This is a genomic window from Pseudomonas sp. AFG_SD02_1510_Pfu_092, assembly GCF_003331055.1.
GTDB lineage: Bacteria > Pseudomonadota > Gammaproteobacteria > Pseudomonadales > Pseudomonadaceae > Aquipseudomonas.
The window spans coordinates 1-15,339 of sequence record NZ_PUQD01000085.1 but is presented as its reverse complement, the minus strand read 5'-3'; the positions used below and the strand labels follow the sequence as shown (position 1 = coordinate 15,339).

General features: G+C 59.2%; 15 protein-coding genes and 1 pseudogene. 9 read left to right on the top strand and 7 right to left on the bottom strand.

Going from position 1 to position 15,339, the window contains the following annotated elements:
* On the top strand, positions 1-185 hold a 185-nt coding region (locus C6A77_RS25820), incomplete at its 5' end, for a hypothetical protein (RefSeq protein WP_206605925.1).
* Positions 186-204: 19 nt separating this feature from the next.
* On the opposite strand, the gene C6A77_RS23690 is transcribed toward C6A77_RS25820, so the two are convergent.
* Together C6A77_RS23690 and C6A77_RS23685 are read right to left on the bottom strand one after the other, a co-directional pair.
* Positions 205-1,290, bottom strand: coding sequence for an alkene reductase (locus tag C6A77_RS23690; protein WP_114171796.1), 1,086 nt, complete (start codon positions 1,288-1,290; stop codon positions 205-207).
* 39 nt (positions 1,291-1,329) lie between these two features.
* On the bottom strand, positions 1,330-2,079 hold the full coding sequence (locus C6A77_RS23685) for an SDR family oxidoreductase (protein ID WP_114171795.1): 750 nt from the start codon (positions 2,077-2,079) through the stop codon (positions 1,330-1,332).
* Here C6A77_RS23685 and C6A77_RS23680 point away from each other — a divergent pair.
* On the top strand, positions 2,065-3,138 hold the full coding sequence (locus C6A77_RS23680) for a LysR family transcriptional regulator (RefSeq protein ID WP_241507452.1): 1,074 nt from the start codon (positions 2,065-2,067) through the stop codon (positions 3,136-3,138). The two genes, C6A77_RS23685 and C6A77_RS23680, sit on opposite strands and share 15 nt — an antisense overlap.
* 21 nt (positions 3,139-3,159) lie before the next feature.
* Positions 3,160-3,294 (top strand): annotated as a pseudogene (locus tag C6A77_RS25765) (DUF3592 domain-containing protein); the annotation flags it as partial.
* Positions 3,295-3,396: 102 nt separating this feature from the next.
* Here the strand turns inward: C6A77_RS25765 and C6A77_RS23670 are convergent.
* On the bottom strand, positions 3,397-4,698 hold the full coding sequence (locus C6A77_RS23670; RefSeq protein WP_114171793.1) for an Nramp family divalent metal transporter: 1,302 nt from the start codon (positions 4,696-4,698) through the stop codon (positions 3,397-3,399).
* 219 nt (positions 4,699-4,917) lie between these two features.
* A complete protein-coding gene (locus tag C6A77_RS23665) occupies positions 4,918-5,427 on the bottom strand; it encodes a ProQ/FinO family protein (RefSeq protein ID WP_114171792.1) in 510 nt (169 codons plus the stop codon).
* A 131-nt stretch (positions 5,428-5,558) separates the two neighbouring features.
* Between C6A77_RS23665 and C6A77_RS23660 the strand changes: the two genes are divergently transcribed.
* On the top strand, positions 5,559-5,867 hold the full coding sequence (locus C6A77_RS23660) for a chorismate mutase (protein WP_114171791.1): 309 nt from the start codon (positions 5,559-5,561) through the stop codon (positions 5,865-5,867).
* A 54-nt stretch (positions 5,868-5,921) separates the two neighbouring features.
* On the opposite strand, the gene C6A77_RS23655 is transcribed toward C6A77_RS23660, so the two are convergent.
* Complete coding sequence (locus tag C6A77_RS23655; RefSeq protein ID WP_114171790.1) at positions 5,922-6,167, bottom strand: DUF2790 domain-containing protein; 246 nt, start codon at positions 6,165-6,167, stop codon at positions 5,922-5,924.
* 203 nt (positions 6,168-6,370) lie between these two features.
* Here C6A77_RS23655 and C6A77_RS23650 point away from each other — a divergent pair, with 203 nt between their 5' ends.
* The 3 genes from C6A77_RS23650 to yfcF all read left to right on the top strand — a co-directional run bounded on the left by C6A77_RS23650 (position 6,371) and on the right by yfcF (position 9,497).
* The gene (locus tag C6A77_RS23650; RefSeq protein ID WP_114171789.1) at positions 6,371-7,420 is read left to right on the top strand and encodes an alpha/beta fold hydrolase; all 1,050 of its coding nucleotides are present in this window, start codon (positions 6,371-6,373) and stop codon (positions 7,418-7,420) included.
* Positions 7,421-7,525: 105 nt separating this feature from the next.
* Positions 7,526-8,740, top strand: a complete 1,215-nt coding sequence (locus C6A77_RS23645; RefSeq protein WP_114171788.1) for an aldose 1-epimerase family protein — start codon at positions 7,526-7,528, stop codon at positions 8,738-8,740.
* A gap of 124 nt (positions 8,741-8,864) precedes the next feature.
* A complete protein-coding gene (gene yfcF, locus C6A77_RS23640) occupies positions 8,865-9,497 on the top strand; it encodes a glutathione transferase (protein WP_114171798.1) in 633 nt (210 codons plus the stop codon).
* A 238-nt stretch (positions 9,498-9,735) separates the two neighbouring features.
* Here the strand turns inward: yfcF and C6A77_RS23630 are convergent, their stop codons facing one another.
* Positions 9,736-10,860, bottom strand: coding sequence for an MBL fold metallo-hydrolase (locus C6A77_RS23630; protein WP_114171787.1), 1,125 nt, complete (start codon positions 10,858-10,860; stop codon positions 9,736-9,738).
* Positions 10,861-11,255: 395 nt separating this feature from the next.
* Here C6A77_RS23630 and C6A77_RS23625 point away from each other — a divergent pair, with 395 nt between their 5' ends.
* Positions 11,256-12,269, top strand: coding sequence for an alpha/beta hydrolase (locus C6A77_RS23625; RefSeq protein WP_114171797.1), 1,014 nt, complete (start codon positions 11,256-11,258; stop codon positions 12,267-12,269).
* 542 nt (positions 12,270-12,811) lie between these two features.
* On the opposite strand, the gene C6A77_RS23620 is transcribed toward C6A77_RS23625, so the two are convergent.
* Entirely contained in the window at positions 12,812-13,942 is a 1,131-nt protein-coding gene (locus C6A77_RS23620; RefSeq protein ID WP_114171786.1) for an MFS transporter, read from the bottom strand.
* Positions 13,943-14,185: 243 nt separating this feature from the next.
* On the opposite strand from C6A77_RS23620, the gene C6A77_RS23615 reads away from it, so the two are divergent.
* Positions 14,186-15,079, top strand: coding sequence for a LysR family transcriptional regulator (locus C6A77_RS23615; RefSeq protein WP_114171785.1), 894 nt, complete (start codon positions 14,186-14,188; stop codon positions 15,077-15,079).
* The last annotated feature ends 260 nt before the right edge of the window (positions 15,080-15,339 follow it).

Below are 15,339 nucleotides of genomic sequence, written 5' to 3'. Positions count from 1 at the left end.
CTGTGGGAGCGGCTTTAGCCGCGAACACCGGCGCAGCCGGTGCCATCCACCGCGTCGTCTGCTTCGCGGGCTTGCCCCACACAGTGCGCGTCGCGCTCACGAAACCAGCTAACTTTCAGCGGCAGCCAGGGGTGGAAGCAGGCAGCCTTGAAGCAATCCATGCCGTTCACCTTCTGCTGGAATAACAGCTCGTGTGTACGTGCGTTACCTCGTGTTGGTGGCCGGCAAATAACTGGTGTAACCATCCGCTCCCTGAGTAAACCAGGTAGCGGCATCGTCCTGCGCCAACGGCCAGCGGTTTTGCAGGCGTGCCGGGTAATCCGGGTTGGCGATAAAGGGACGTCCGAAGGCAATTGCATCCGCCGCGCCGGTGTCAAGCGTGGCCTGGGCCCGTCGGCTGTCGTAGTCGGAGTTCAGGATCAGTACGCCGTTGAACGCCTGCCGGATCGCGGCAGCGATAGGCGCGGTTTCCGATTTTCCGAAGGTGCCGTCCAGCGGGGGTTCTCGAAGTTCCAGATGAGCCACGCCAATCTCCGACAGCACCTGCGCAGCATGGACGAACAGCGCTTCGGGATGGCTGTCGCGCACGCCCAGATCGTAGCTGCTGGGCGATAGGCGTACGCCCGTGCGTTGCGCGCCAATGACCTCGACGACCGCCTCGGTGACCTCGCGCAACAGACGAACACGGTTGGCAATCGGGCCGCCGTAAGCGTCCTGACGGAAGTTGCTGCCGTCACGCAGAAACTGGTCGATCAGGTAGCCGTTGGCTGCGTGTATCTGCACGCCATCGAAACCCGCAGCGATGGCATTGCGGGTCGCGGTGCGGAAGGTTTCGAGCAGCTCGGCAATGTTCTCGACGGTCAAGGCCCGTGCCGGCGCATACGGCTGTTTGCCGGCGTAGGTATGAGCCAGGCCGGGGGCGGTGGTGACCGACGCCGAAACCGGTTGGCCGCTTTCGAGAAAACTCGGGTGCACCGAGCGGCCCATATGCCACAACTGCGCAATGATCCGCCCGCCAGCGGCGTGCACCGCATCGGTGACGCGGCGCCAGCCTTGCACTTGCGGTTCCGACCAGATGCCGGTGGCGTAGGCCCAGCCCAAGCCTTGCTGGCTGATGCCAATGGCCTCGGAAATGATCAGGCCGGCGCCGGCGCGCTGGGCGTAGTAGTCAGCCATGATCGCAGTGGGGATATGTTCGCGGGTGCCGCGGCCACGGGTCATCGGTGCCATCAGAATGCGGTTCGGCAATTCCAGTGCGCCGAAGCGCAAGGGTGAAAAGAGCGAAGTCATCAGTGTTCTCCTGGTTAATTGGGCAAGCTGGAAGTGGCATCAAGCCAGGCGTGCGCCGCCATCGACGTTGAGCACTGCGCCGTTCATGTAGGTGTTGTTCATGAGGAACACCACGGCGTTGCCGGCCTCTTCGGCCGAGCCGAGGCGATGCAGGGGCAAGGCTTGTTCGAGGGACGCGACAAAGGCGTCACGGCCTGCACCTAAGGCTTTGCCGAGAATCGGGGTGTCGATCGGGCCTGGCGACAGGGTGTTGACCCGTACCGGTGCCAGCTCCAGTGTCAGGCCGCGGGCCAGGGCTTCCATTGCGGCCGAGGCTGCGGCGAGTACAGCGGTGCCGTAGGCGTTGGGGCGATCAGCCAGGTTGCCGGAAATAAAAGTGATGGAGCCGCTTTTCGACAGCTTTTCACCTAGAGCGCGGATGGCGTGTACCGAGGCCCACATGCGCTCTTCGAAGGCTCTGCGCAAGTAGTCCACGTCGGCGTCCAGCACGCGCCCGGCAACAAAACTGCCAGCGAGCAACACCAGGTGATCGACATGGGCGATATCGGCCAGGGCGGCGTAGATCGTTTCGCTGCGGGTTACGTCGGCGGCACGCCAGCCGACAAAGCCGTGGGTGTCTGCGGTTTGCTGAGCGCGTTCGGCATTGGAACCGATCACGATCACCTTGGCCCCGGCGGCTTTGGCCTGGATAGCAGCAGCTAGGCCGATGCCGGAGGTACCACCGAAAATCACGACCGTCTGGTCATGCAGGTTGATGGGCAATGCAGCGTTGAATTGAGTGGTGTTCATGGCGATCTCTCCTATGAAATGCCCGGTTGGCATTCGATGGAGGAGAGATTACGGGCTAGATTCAGGATTGATAATCAGGGCGCAATTCGCTTTAATCATGCCATGAAGGAACAAATAGGCCTGGACCGCCTTACCGGTCTGATCGCATTTGCCCGCGCGGCATCCTTAGGCAGCTACACGGCAGCGGCTAGGGCCTTGTCCGTTTCGCCGTCGGCAGTCAGCAAGAGCGTGCAACGGCTGGAAGAGCACTTTGCGCTCAAGCTGTTTACCCGCACGACGCGCTCGCTGACGTTGACGCCAGAAGGGCGCGATCTGTACGAGCGCGCCTTGCGCATTCTGGAAGAGGTGGAGGGCATCGACCAGGCGGCGCTGGCATCACGGGCAGAGCCGGCGGGTACCTTAAAGGTCACGGCACCCTTGCCCATCGGCCTGAATATCCTCGCCCCGGCGTTACCGCTGTTCCGCCAGCGCTATCCCAAGCTGGCAGTGGACCTGCGCCTGGGCGACCAGCATGCGGACATCATCGAACAGGGTATCGATGTGGCGATTCGGGTCGGCAATCTCGCCGATTCGCGCCTGATTTCCCGCACCTTGGGGCCACACCGAACGGCGGCATTTGCCTCGCCGGGCTACCTGGCAGCGCGGGGTACGCCAACCCATCCACAAGAGTTGCTGGCGCATGAGTGCGTGAACTTCCGCTATCAGAGTTCGGGCCAGGCCTTGCGCTGGCCGTATCAGGAAGGCGAGCGAACGCTGGAGGTGACGCCGAAGGCAGGCATCACAATCGACCTCAGTGATGCAGTAGCGGCGGTGCTGGCCGCCGGAGGAGGAATTGGTATTTCGCCCTGCTATGTGGCCGCGCCTTACGTCAAGCGCGGCGAGTTGGTGCCGGTGTTGCCACAGTTCACCCTGGAGCGTTTTCCCATTACCGCGTTGTGGCCGGAAAGCCGGCGCGGCAGCCCCAATGTGAAGGCCTTTGTGCAGTTTCTCGGCGAGCTGTTTCCCTCACCCACCCCTTGGGATCAGGCGGTGGCTGAAGCAGCAAGCAACAGCGGCTAACTGCTCTCAGCCGCCGCCTTCGCCCTTGACGATGACCGCGGCGCGTTATGGGGGGCGAGCCTGTTGGCCGGCCTGTTCGCGCTGGTGTTCACCTCAGGCGGCGGCTACCACTTGGCCGCATGGATTCGCCGACGCCGGATGGCGCGGTCTGCATAAACCACCGTTCTGGGGCAGAAAGCGATTTGTGAAGATCAGTGAAAAACTTGCCCAGTGTAAGGCAGCCCCTGGTCAGCATTGAGCCAGGGCTGCCATTGACCGTCAGGCGACAAGGTCCATTGCGAGCTGGAACGCTACCCATAGCGCCAGGCCGGTGGCGAAGGCCAGCGCGATGTTTTCGAACCAGTTGTTGCGATACGCCTTGCCCAGCAGCGATTTCTGGTTGGACATGATCAGCAGGCCCAGCGAGATCACGGGCAGGCCGATGATGTTCAGCGCGCTGACGCCGATGGTGAGGGTGACGAAGTCGGGCATACCCGGGATCGACCAGACCAGGGGCGTCACCAGGATGAACAACATGAACCATTTGTGCATCGGGTCGTTGTGGAATTCCTTGCCGTAACGCGCGCGTCGCTCGGGCTGCACATGCTGGAACGCGTCGGTGATCAGCATGGGGAATGCCGTGGTCTTGCCGGAGATGCTGGCGAACAAGGTGGCGAATACGCCGACGAAGAAGATGTACCAGCCTATCGGGCCGAAGAACAGTTCCAGCGCCTTGCCCAGGTCGCCCAGGGTTTTCACCTCGATGCCGTTGGGCCGCAGGATTTCCGCGCCGACGATCCAGATCGCCAGGTTGATGACGATACCGACAAATACCGCGAACAGCAGGTCGTTGCGCTGAATGCGTTTGTGTTGCGGGCCGACCCAGCCTTTTTCCCGCATGACATAGGGGTGGACGAAGTTGGCCACCGAACCTGCCACGGCGCCGATCACCGATACCGCCACCAGCAGTGCGCCATGCACGCCTTCATCGGCCGGAATGCTGAAACCGATGGTGCCTTTGACGATACCCGCCACATCAGGCCCGGACATCACCGCCAATGCCAGAAAGGCCAGGGTCATCACTGCCAACAGCACTTTCATGACGCCTTCGATCATGGCGTAGATGTTGCGCCCCACCAGCATCCATACCGCCAGCACCACGGCCATCGAGCACAGTAGCGGGTAGTCGATTCGCAGCAGCATCGCCAGCGCTTCCCCGGCACCCTTGATCATGTAGGCGTTCATCAGGTGGCCCATCAACAAGGCATAGCCCAGCATGAACCAGGCGAACACCGGGTGCAGCTGCGCATAGCCCTGCAGAATGGTCATGCCCTGGTTATTGCACAGCTGGAAGCGGGCGATGATGTTGACGATCAGGTAGCGCAGCAGCAGCGAAACGGCCAGTACCCACATCATCGCGTAGCCGTAATTGGCCCCGGCGACTGACGAGGTTATCAGATCTCCTGCCCCCAGCCACGACAACACCGCAATGATGCCGGGGCCAAGCAGTCTGATCAGCTTTGTCAGGCGATTTTGCGGGGCTGTGGCTGCTTTCCCCTCGACGGAAGGTATGCTCGACATGGTGTCTCCATTGTTTTTTTTGTGAGAACGGGGCGTAGTCGATCATAGTAGGTAAGACATCGTACAACTAAAAATGCAACGAAGGTATTTCATAATGTTACAAGAGGTGGAGAGGCCGCGTCCCCAGGCGCAGGCGCGAAAGGGGCCGCAATGCGGCCCCGAGGTTCAGCAGTCATTTCGTTAGCGGTAGCAGGCCCGCCCACGCGAGCGCGACTGAATTCAGTCTGCTGGCTGTTCCACTGCGGTATCGGCGGCAGGGGCGGTGACCTGTGCCTTTGACTTCGCGCGATTGCGGCGGTCCTGGCTGCGTTGCCGCGCCGCTTGCTGCTTCGCATGCAGCGCCTGGGCGGCGGTCACGGTCCCGGCGGGCTGGCCGCTCAAGTCCAGGCGCGGCGCATTTTCCACCATGCTGGCCCAGTAGCGGCTACCACGGCACCAGGTGGAGATGCCCAGCTTGAGCTGCTCGCGGGTGATGCCGAGCAGTTCCAGGTGTTGCTCGGCATCCTTGAAGATGCCTTCCTTGAGCGGCACCTTGGGCGCGGGGTTGACAGGGAAGGCCAATGGAAAGTGCTTCTGCAATGGCCAGATCGCTTCCACCGCCGGGTCCTGTGCGCGAGGCTTGGCCTGCGCGGAGGGCTTGCGCTTGGTAGGTACCGCTTTTTCGGCCTTTGTCTGCACTTTTTCAGCCCGCAGGCGGTCACGCAGCTCAGCTAGTTGTTCAAAACCCATCGTTCAATTCACAGCTTCGAGGTTGTTTGTGTGGGGCAAGGATATAACGAGTGGCCACGCTCGGCCACGTTGAAGCACAATCAGGGTTGTTCTACCCCTAACCCTGGTCTCATGAAAAGGAAGTCAGACACATGGATATAACCTGCACCTCTCTGGAAGAAGTCCGCCAACGGATCGATGAAATCGACCGTAGTCTGGTCGCTCTTCTTGGCAAACGTGGAAAGCTGGTGACCCAGGCTGCGAGGTTCAAGAAAACCACCGATGACGTGCGCGCGCCTGCTCGCGTGGAGCAAGTGATCAGCAAGGTTCGTGAAATGGCTGACCAGACCGGCGCCTCGGCCGAGGTCGTGGAGCAGGTCTACCGGGCGATGATTTCGGCGTTCATCGCTGACGAACTCGCCACCCATGCCAAGCTGGGCAACCCGGCCTCGGCGTCTTGATGGCAACGCGGGGCCCCTCGGTGGCCCCGCAAGCGCTTGAGTGCAGGTTGCTCATCAGTTCTGGTTGGCGTAGGTGGCCGGGCGCAGGTAGCTGATCTTCTGCACCTTGCCGTCGCTGTCACGGTAGGTGAGGGTGGCGGTGCTGGCGTGGCCGGTGGCGTTGCCCGGGGCGTCCACCGCGATCACCTGGGCGATGTCCAGGTTCATGCCGTACTGGTACGGGGCGACGGTCTGGGCGAAGGCGCTGACGCTGGTGCCGAAGGTCAAGGTGGCGATGGCGATTGCTTTGCTGAAGGTCATGGTCATGCTCCGTTAACTGGGTAGTGGGATCAGCGCTGTGTGGCTGTCTGGAGCTAATGTTGCGCGATAATATTTAGTGCGCAAAGTATATTTAACCTATTGCCGTTATTGAGCGGCTGCATGAGCGCAAAGTCTGTTTGCACCGCCCCCGCGCACCGGCACGCGGCCTATCGACGCTGGCCCATCAAGGAAGACAAAAAACAATGAAAACAGTGCTCGGCTTGTTGCTCCTTGTCTGCCTGGACCTGCCTGCATTCGCGGCTTACCAGACCATCGGCTTCAAGGCCTCGAGATTGCCGGACGAGCAAAACCAACGCCCGCTGGAACTGGTCGTCTGGTACCCCAGTACGTCCACTGCCACCCCGCAGTTGATCGCTGATACCTCGGTTTTCATCGGTGATCTTGCTGTGCGCGATGCGCCTCCAGCTGCAGGCGTGTACCCGTTGGTGGTGCTTTCCCACGGCTTTCGCGGCAATTGGGAGAACCAGTCGTGGTTGGCCAGTGCGCTGGCTCACCAGGGCTACATCGTGGCGGCGGTCAATCACCCGGGTACGACCACCCGCGATCGCAGCCCTGAAGCGGCGGCACAGTTGTGGCAGCGTCCGCTCGACCTGCACCGGGCCATCGATGCGGTCCAGGCCCGGCCGGACCAGTTCGGGCAACTGGCGAAGGGGCAAATTGCAGTGGTTGGCCATTCACTGGGCGGCTGGACCGCCCTGGAAACAGCCGGCGCCCGGTTCGATCCCGAGCGTTTTGCCCAGGACTGTGCCATCCATCCGCAGCTGTCGAGTTGCAGCGTCTACCAACAGATCAACCCCGACAGCGACCCGGCGTCGCGGGCCCGGCTGAGTGGCGATCTGCGCGACAGCCGTGTTACCGCCATCGTTACCCTGGATCTTGGCCTGTCACGTGGCCTGACCGATGAAAGCCTGGCGGCACTGCCGGTGCCAACGCTGGTGATTGCGGCGGGCGCACCTTCGCAAGACCTCCCAGCACAGCTGGAGTCTGCCGACCTGGCCAAGCGTCTACCCTCGGCGACGCGTCGTTATGTCGAGATCGAGGATGCCAGCCATTTCAGCTTCTTGTCGATGTGCAAGCCAGGCGCCATGGCGTTGCTCGAAGACGATGCGCCAGGGGACGGCGTGATTTGCCGGGACGGCGACAACGCCCGGTCGCGGGCGTTGATCCAGATGCAGATCGCCTCGCTGGTGAGCGCGTTTTTGCAACAGCAGTTCGCCAAAGGCGGCCGCTGATGCCGGGACCTTGATCATGGCGCTGAACAGCTTGCCTTGCGGGAGCTTGCTGAAACGTTTCTCCCGGTCTATAAAAGGGCACAATTCCAAGAAAGGTTGCTGCCCATGTTCCCACTCAAACCCATCGTCGCCCTCAGCGCCCTGTCGGCAGCTTCCCACGCCATGGCCTGGGAGTACGTCCTGCTCGACACCGACAAAGCCGCGCAGAACTGGCAGATCACCAGCCAGCAACTGGGTGTGAAAACCGACAAGCCTTTCAGCGTTACCCTGCGCACCTTGCACGGCGGTCGGCAGGAGGGCGTCAGCATCGTCGACATCGACAACGGTACGATGAAGCTTTCGGTAGTGCCGACGCGCGGCATGAACGTTTTGCAGGCTTCGGTCGGCAAGGTGCGCATGGGCTGGGATTCGCCGGTCAAGGAGGTGGTCAACCCGGCCTTCATCGAGCTCAACGGGCGCAATGGTCTCGGCTGGCTGGAAGGCTTCAACGAGCTGGTCACCCGCTGCGGTTATGAATGGGTCGGCCACCCCGGTATCGACAACGGCGAGCTGCTGACCCTGCATGGCCGGGCCGCGAACATTCCTGCGAACAAGGTCACCTTGCACATCGATGAAAAACCGCCGTACGCCATCACCTTGCGTGGCGAACTGAAGGAGCAGGCGTTCAAGAAGGTCGACTTCTCCGTCGCCACCGAACTGGTCACCGAACCCGGCAGTGTAGCGTTCGCCCTCAACGACACCCTGACCAACAACGGCGACTATCCGAAGGAATACCAGGCGCTGTACCACAGCAACTTCAGCACCCCGTTCCTGGAACAGGGCGCCCGTTTCGCCGCGCCGGTGAAACAGGTATCGCCGTTCAACGACAAGGCCAGGGGCGATCTGCCCGACTGGCAAACTTACCGCGCACCTACCAGGGACTACGACGAAACGGTTTACAACGTGGTGCCGTATGCCGATGGCAATGGCGACACGCTGGCCGTGCTGCATGACAAGGCTGGCAGCCTGGGCGTAGCGGTCGGTTTCAATACCACGACGCTGCCGGTGTTTTCCCTGTGGAAGAATACCGATACCCAGGGGCAGGGCTATGTCACCGGGCTGGAGCCGGGAACGAGCTTTTCCTACAACCGACGTTACCAGCGGCCACTGGGCCTGGTGCCGACCATTGGCCCGAAGGAACAGCGGCAGTTCCGTATCAGCTACAGCTTGTTGGCGGACAAGGCCGCTGTTGACCACGCGCTGAAACAAGTGAGCGAGATTCAGGACGGGCGCGCAACCGAAGTGCGGCAAACGCCATTGGTTGATCTGAGCAAGGGGTAACCTGGCAGAGGTTCATGGGGCGCACGATTGCATTCCAGGCAGGAATGCCCCCATGAAAAACATGAATTTTATTTACAGTGGCGAATCTCCTAGCCTGTTTGCTCCCGCATATGGAGATGACGCGATGAGCCATTCCAGGCTGTGCTTGTACGTTGATGCCCAATTCACCAGCCCTTACGCGATGTCGTGCTTCGTGGCACTTCGCGAAAAGCAGATCGAGTTCGAATTGAGTCCCGTTGACCTGGACACACGAGAACATCAGGCGAAGGATTTTTCCCGTCTTTCGCTGACGCAGAGGGTGCCGACCCTGGTGCATGGCGATTTTGCGTTGTCCGAATCGTCGGCAATTACAGAGTACCTCGAGGAACTTTTCCCGCACACGCCGGTTTACCCGGCGCACTCAATGCAACGTGCCAGGGCGCGGCAAGTCCAGGCGTGGCTACGCAGCGACCTGCTGCCGATTCGTCAGGAGCGCTCCACACTAGGTATATTCTACGGCGTCAAATGCGGCCCATTGTCAGCGTCGGCCGAGTCGGCAAGACAAAAGTTGGTGGATACCGCGCAACTGTTGCTTGCCGATGATTCCGATTGCCTGTTTGGTGACTGGTCCATCGCTGATGTCGATCTCGCGTTGATGCTCAATCGATTGATATTCAACGGTGACAGGCTGCCAGCCAGGTTGGAGGATTATGCTCAGCGACAATGGCAGCGCCCGGCCGTACAGGAGTGGGTCGGGCTGACGCGGCCTTTGCGGTAGCGGCATTTGGATTAACCATTAGGGTATTTAGCGCCGGAGACCAGATGGTGTGGCCACATCGGGTACAAGAGACTGAATTCTGCGCCTTGTGGTAAGTCGGGAATCCGCAGTTCACGCAGCAGTAAAGGCCTGCAGTCGGGGGTGATGCAAACTCTGACCGATGTTCTTCAGGCAGTACTGATAGGCCAGGCCGAGTGTCTTCAGCGTCGTGGAAGTAAACGCTGAGATCGCGGGAGCCCTATCCATCGACGTTGATCCACCAATACTCAAATGATTGGGTTCGCAAATCGAACTGAACTGGCTGGCCAATCATGGGGGTCCAGAGGACGTAAGAGCGGCCTTCACTGGCAATAGCCAAGCGTTTGAACGGATCGTTCCAGTCATGGGAAGCGAGCGTAAAGCGGCCAACATGCGAAGGTGTAAGGGCGCGGGCCCCAAGGTCTTCGGCGGCCCGTGCCGCCTCTTCGGGGTTCATGTGCAGATGGGCCCAGCGGGGATCGTACTGCCCACTATCAAGCGTCACCCAGTCGAAGGGGCCGTAGCGCTTACCGATGTCCGCAAAGTGAGTGCCGTAGCCAGAGTCACCACTGAAAAACAGCCGTCGGTGCGTAGACTGCAGTACAAAGCCCACCCACAAAGACTGATTCCGAGTCAGCGTACGTCCAGAGTAGTGCCTGGCTGGAGTCACATGCACCCGCACATCCTTGCTCAGCAACAGGCTGTCATACCAGTCGAGTTCCTGAACGGTCTCAGGGTCGTAACCCCACAGCTCAAAGTGCGCACCCATGCCCAAACCGGCAGCGACCTTTTTGACGAGAGGCCTGAGTGCAACAATCGTCGAATAATCGAGATGGTCATAATGGTCGTGACTGATCAGAAGCAGGTCTATTGGCGGCATGTCTTGCAGTGAGTAAATGCTGGTACCGCTAAATGCAGGGATCAGACCCGGTAATGGGGCAGCATGGTCACTGAGAACCGGGTCTAGCAGGATGCGCTTCCCGCCTAACTGGATATACCAGGAGGAATGTCCGAGCCATACGGCTAGATCCTTGTTCCGATCAAGCGCACGTAGGTCAGTCTTTCGTGTGGGTATGTCAAGAAGGGGCCGCGGCATGCCTTTATCAGCAAGAAAGTTCTCCTTCCTGATCGACAATTGGGTGGCGCCATTGGTTAGAAACGGCGTGTCGGTGAGGTTTTGAAAAGCGTCGTTGCGGTAGTTTGGAGAGGCTTGAAGACGGGTCAATCGCTCCCCCTGTGGTAACTCACCAAAAATTGGCTGACGCAGGTAGATCACCACTGCAAAAAGGCACAGAGCGAGCAGTAATGCACAAACCACCAGCACGCGACGGCAGAGCGTTTTCATCCGATTTCCTGACACGTTTGATAATCACGCTGATGGTAGTCATTACCGATATTTGAAAATAGGTAGTTATTTCTCTATGAACCTATGAGATTTTCTCAGTAATAACAGTGAGACCAAGGCTTGAGATTGCTGAATAAATTTCACAAACCCATGAAAATTACCCCTACTAATCATCGTGCTCTGTCAGGCGCACCATGGAAGCACCTGGGTCCACCATGACGCCGATTTGAGGGCGCACTGAACCGACCTTTGCAATCCCCCACAAAGGTGCATCGAAAATGAGTACTCCGCCTGTGCTTCGCTCTGGCATGTCTGCCACCCAACCGAGAAGCTTCAAGCCCCCCGTGCGGCTTGCAGCGCTCGGTTGTTTTCTCGCCTCATTAGCTGTGGCCTCAATGCCTGCTGGCTCAGCCTTCGCCGCCGAATCGTCTAAGACATCGAGCATCCCGACAGGGGCTGACAATTTTTACAAAAGCGAGGGCGTGACCGTGCAAAAGGTGACATTCAAAAACCAGTACAACATGCAGGTAACGGGTAATCTCGTCACCCCCAAAAGACAGGATCGCAGTGGCAAGACACCCGCCATCATCGTCGGTCATCCGATGGGCGCAGTGAAAGAACAAAGCTCGATGCTGTACGCGCAAAAGTTGGCTGAACAAGGCTTTGTTACTTTGGCTATCGACCTGCCATTTTGGGGCGAAAGCGAAGGTAAGCCACGCAACCTGGTCGCGCCTGAGCTATACACCGAGGCCTTCAGCGCAGCAGTCGACTATCTGGGTACCAGCGACTTTATCGACCGCGACCGCATCGGCGTATTAGGCATTTGCGGCAGCGGCGGTTTCTCCATCAACGCAGCCAAGCTAGACCCACGCCTGAAAGCAGTCGCCACTGTAAGTATGTACGACATGGGCGCGGTCACCCGCAATGGTCTCAACCATTCGGTGACCGTGGAACAGCGTAAGGCGATGCTCGCCAAAGCTGCAGAGCAGCGCTACACCGAGTACACCACTGGAAAAGGCATTTTCCTCAACTACCTTCCCCCCACCCCGACTGCCCAAACCGATCCAGTCACGCGCGAGTTTTGGGAGTTTTACCGCACCCCACGTGGCATCGCGATTCCGGAGGGCATGACACTGGAGCAGACCCAGAACCGTATGCTGACCAGCGAAGTTCGCTTCATGAACTTCTATCCCTTCAACGATATTGAAACCATCTCCCCGCGCCCGCTGCTGTTTATTACTGGCGACCAGGCCCACTCCAAGGAATTCAGCGAAGACGCCTACCAACGTGCTGCCGAGCCAAAGGAGTTGTACTACGTGAAGGGCGCCGGGCATGTCGACTTGTATGACCGCGTCGACCTGATCCCGTGGACAAAGCTGACGGCCTTTTTCCAGACGAACCTCAAGTAAATTCTGTGGTGCCCATTTCGGGCACCACTTTCTTCTCTCGCGACAACACAGCAAGGTAAGGCGACGAGCACCGCCATTGCCTCTATCTGGCCGCTGCTCGCAGGGGCGGCCTAGGGCCTCATTCCTGAACTTTCGCTGCTGCACCCTCTCTCTGCTTTTCCCTCAATCCTGAGCACTCCGATCCAGCCTGTGCTCACCTCGTGCAATCACCCAGAAAGGTACGCGACTGATGAAAGCTATCCGTGTCCATCGTCCAGGTGCGCCTGAAGTACTCCTCTATGAGGAAACACCCGCACCCCCGCTCGGCTACAGCGAGGTATTGGTTCGCAACCACGCAATTGGGGTGAACTACACCGACCTCTACATCCGCAATGGCGCATTTTGCTGGAGAATCTCATCGGAGGCTGGAGGCTAGGGACACCCTGGGGGTGACGGTATTGATCCCATAAAAAAACGGCCCAGTCGGGCCGTTTCTGCTCAGGACGTTTTCGAGGCGGTCGTGACTGTTACTCAGCCTGAAAGCTGTCCGCCATGGTGGGTTATCAGCCGACCACCGCTTTTCTGGTCCGCGCTGTCAGCAACGACACGCCGGAAGATGCGATCAGCAGTATGGCTGCCGCTGCGAAAGTAGTCTGGTAGCCATGACTATCGAACAGCACGCCACCCAGGGTCGAACCCAGCGCGATGGAAAGCTGAATGACCGCCACCATCAACCCACCTCCAGCCTCAGCATCTTCTGGTACCGACAGCGCCAACCACGACCACCAGCCCACAGGTGCCGCTGTGGCGACAAGCCCCCACAGGGACAAGAGTACAAAAACCACTGCGACCGACCCACCAAATGTGACGAGGCCCATCCCCAATGCAGCCATCAGCAACGGAATGATGATTAAAGTGGGATACAGCCCCTTCTTCAGGAATGAACCTATAAACAGGGTGCCCAAGAAGCCCGCAACTCCCAGTGCCAGTAACATGCTCGACAAGGTAGGTACGTCTACATGCGTCACGGTTTCAAGGAACGGGCGAATGTAGGTAAACAGTTCGAACTGGCCCATGAAGAACAGGCCGACAGCAAGCATCCCGAGCGCAACCAGCGGGTTACCGAGGAGCGTGAAAACGCTGGCTGAGCCTGAAGCCCTTTTTTGAGCTTGCATTGAGGGGAGGCTGATCCACTGCCAAGCCAAGGCAATCAGGCCGATCGGCACCAGACAGAGGAAAGCACCTCGCCAGCCGATTACGCCGCCCAAGTAACTGCCTAATGGTGCGGCGACAACGGTTGCCAGAGCATTACCACCGTTAAAGATTGCCAAGGCCTTGGGAACACTCTCGGTGGGCACTAGCCGGATAGCAACCGCAGCGGACATCGACCAGAAGCCGCCGATCACCACCCCGATCAAAGCGCGTCCAATCATGTAAACAAAATAGTTACTGGCAAGGCCTACGACCAAACCCGACACGCACATCAATGCAGTCAAGAGCAGCAACAAGGTTTTGCGATTCATCCCGCCGGCAAGCCTGGAGACGGACAGGCTGGTCAGCACGGCGAAGGCGCCGGAGATAGCGATTCCATAGCCCGCCAGACCTTCGCTGACGCTCAGCGCATTGGCGATAGGGGTCAGCAGGCTCACAGGCATGAATTCCGATGCGATGAGCGCAAACACGCACAACGTCATGGCAAATACTCCGCTCCAATGCGGCTGGTCGTCAGCAGTGGATGCGCTCCGGTAGGCAGACTCTGTGGCAGGGCTAGTCATAGGTTTTACTCACTCAACATCGTTGAAGGGGCGTACCCGCCCCGCAAAAAGTGCTCAGCTGCTGGCTTTCGCCACAGCTGACCGAGTGAACATATGTTGACGGAATATCATTGGCGTGATTAGTAGGCATAGTTTTTAAGAGTTAGTGAGAAAATCTCAGCAATGGCGCAGCCTAAAATAAACGACCTGCAAGCCTTCGTAGCTGTAGCCCGCGATCAAAGCTTTACCAAGGCGGCGCTCAAGCTCGGGGTAACTCCATCGGCACTCAGCCACACGGTTCGAGGGCTTGAAGAACGTCTTGGCGTCAGGCTGCTATCCCGTACAACGCGAAATGTTTCGGCGACTGATGCAGGTGCCAGGCTCCTGCAATCCATTGCGCCTCTGTTCGATCAGATCGCTGCCGAAGTCGAGGCACTCAATGATCTGCGCGACAAGCCACGAGGTACGATTCGTATTACCTGTACTGACGATTCGATTGAGTTGTGCGTCAGGCCGAAGCTGAAGCATTTCATTGAGCAATATCCGGAAATCGTGCTGGAGTTCTTCGTTGATTACGGCTTTACCAATGTCGTTGAAGAGCGCTTTGACGCCGGTATTCGGCTAGGCGAGGCAATCAGCAAAGACATGATCGCGGTAAGAATCGGGCCGGACTGGCGGCTATCCCTGGTCGCCTCACCTGCCTATTTCGAACAGCATCCACCACCCGAAACGCCACACGACTTGATGAAGCACACTTGCATCAACATACGCCACCGGCCATCTGGCTCCATCTACGCCTGGGAGTTCGAGCACGACGGCAAGCCCTTTACCGTGAAGGGCGAAGGTCCGCTGGTTTTCAACAGCATTATCCATGTACTCAACGGCGCTCTGGATGGCATCGGCATTGGGTATATCCCGGAAGAGCTGGTAGCACCGTATCTGGCCGAGGGCAAGCTTCAAGAGGTGCTCCCAGAATGGTGCCCTACTTTCCAGGGCTATCACCTGTACTACGCCAACCGCCGGCAGACATCCCCAGCCTTTGCCGCCCTGATTGAAACGCTCCGTTACAAGCCATGAGAACCGAGAGCGGTCGCTTCTATAAGGTGGTGGCAGCTTTTTGACCGTTAGATGACCTGCATGATTGACCGCTTTGGGTCGAAAGCGGCCAGTCGTGAACGACTTCTTTCGATCCATTGCAGACGCTGGAAAATAACTGGTTTCGTGAGCGCGACGCGTACTCTGTGGGAGCGGGCGGGCCCCCCCCCCCCCCCGCCCCCCGCGGCGGGGGCGCCGGGGGGGAGATAGCGGGGCCGCCCCCGCGCGCCCCAACACCCCCT

What these genes read in the sequence shown, in the direction of transcription:
- C6A77_RS23665 (WP_114171792.1), bottom strand. Translation starts at nt 5,427, where the DNA reads ATGGGTTTTGAACAACTAGCTGAGCTGCGTGACCGCCTGCGGGCTGAA.
- C6A77_RS23645 (WP_114171788.1), top strand. Translation starts at nt 7,526, where the DNA reads ATGTTCCCACTCAAACCCATCGTCGCCCTCAGCGCCCTGTCGGCAGCT.
- C6A77_RS23660 (WP_114171791.1), top strand. Translation starts at nt 5,559, where the DNA reads ATGGATATAACCTGCACCTCTCTGGAAGAAGTCCGCCAACGGATCGAT.
- C6A77_RS23650 (WP_114171789.1), top strand. Translation starts at nt 6,371, where the DNA reads ATGAAAACAGTGCTCGGCTTGTTGCTCCTTGTCTGCCTGGACCTGCCT.
- C6A77_RS23615 (WP_114171785.1), top strand. Translation starts at nt 14,186, where the DNA reads ATGGCGCAGCCTAAAATAAACGACCTGCAAGCCTTCGTAGCTGTAGCC.
- C6A77_RS23655 (WP_114171790.1), bottom strand. Translation starts at nt 6,167, where the DNA reads ATGACCTTCAGCAAAGCAATCGCCATCGCCACCTTGACCTTCGGCACC.
- C6A77_RS23685 (WP_114171795.1), bottom strand. Translation starts at nt 2,079, where the DNA reads ATGAACACCACTCAATTCAACGCTGCATTGCCCATCAACCTGCATGAC.
- C6A77_RS23670 (WP_114171793.1), bottom strand. Translation starts at nt 4,698, where the DNA reads ATGTCGAGCATACCTTCCGTCGAGGGGAAAGCAGCCACAGCCCCGCAA.
- C6A77_RS23620 (WP_114171786.1), bottom strand. Translation starts at nt 13,942, where the DNA reads ATGACGTTGTGCGTGTTTGCGCTCATCGCATCGGAATTCATGCCTGTG.
- yfcF (WP_114171798.1), top strand. Translation starts at nt 8,865, where the DNA reads ATGAGCCATTCCAGGCTGTGCTTGTACGTTGATGCCCAATTCACCAGC.
- C6A77_RS23630 (WP_114171787.1), bottom strand. Translation starts at nt 10,860, where the DNA reads ATGAAAACGCTCTGCCGTCGCGTGCTGGTGGTTTGTGCATTACTGCTC.
- C6A77_RS23625 (WP_114171797.1), top strand. Translation starts at nt 11,256, where the DNA reads ATGCCTGCTGGCTCAGCCTTCGCCGCCGAATCGTCTAAGACATCGAGC.
- C6A77_RS23690 (WP_114171796.1), bottom strand. Translation starts at nt 1,290, where the DNA reads ATGACTTCGCTCTTTTCACCCTTGCGCTTCGGCGCACTGGAATTGCCG.